The organism is Vibrio sp. 10N.222.49.C9, from assembly GCF_041474985.1.
GTDB lineage: Bacteria > Pseudomonadota > Gammaproteobacteria > Enterobacterales > Vibrionaceae > Vibrio > Vibrio crassostreae_C.
This window is the reverse complement of record NZ_JBFRVD010001047.1, coordinates 1-589: the sequence shown is the minus strand read 5'-3', so window position 1 is coordinate 589 and position 589 is coordinate 1. Positions and strand designations below refer to the sequence as shown.

The following is a 589-nucleotide window of genomic DNA, read 5'->3' as shown; positions in this document are numbered from 1 at the left end:
AAGGCACCGACATGACTCGTAGCACTCTCCCATTCGAACTCAGCCGACTTCTCAAAGAATCCACTATTACTTTGGCAACATGCTCTCCCAGCAGCACCATCACCCATGGTGAGCATATTGCTTTGTTCGCAGAATGTGAACCTGTCATTCTCATCGGACCGAAAGACTGCGAAGCCTCTATTTCCATGGCAAGCAAACTGGCGAGCAATCCTGTTTTCATCAAGGGATTCAACACTACCACCTCGAGCGACCCTAGCATTGGAGTGTTAGATGGAAAGACTTTCGATTGGCCAAACGAAAAAATGGAATGCCTGGCCTCATCAAAGAAAGGGGAAACTGAATTTGGTGAGATCACTCAAAGTTTGAAGAAAGTCACCTGCATCTTTACTCGCACCAACAAACCTCTCGCTACGTTAATGTGCTGCTCAAAAAGCATCGTGCCAATCCTCGATCCTGAGTTTGATGGCGACCTATCCACCAGCATCAATGCATGGTGGAACAACCAGACCCAACCTCATTAATACCGATTCTCCAAAGGCTTTAGCGATTAATCCGATGATGTATCATTATCACCAGTCCACCATAAGGA

1 protein-coding gene is annotated in these 589 nt (G+C 46.5%); it reads left to right on the top strand.

Annotation, left to right across the window (positions count from 1 at the left end; genetic code table 11):
* On the top strand, positions 1-521 hold a 521-nt coding region (locus AB4585_RS26840; protein WP_372171782.1), incomplete at its 5' end, for a hypothetical protein.
* Positions 522-589 lie beyond the last annotated feature (68 nt).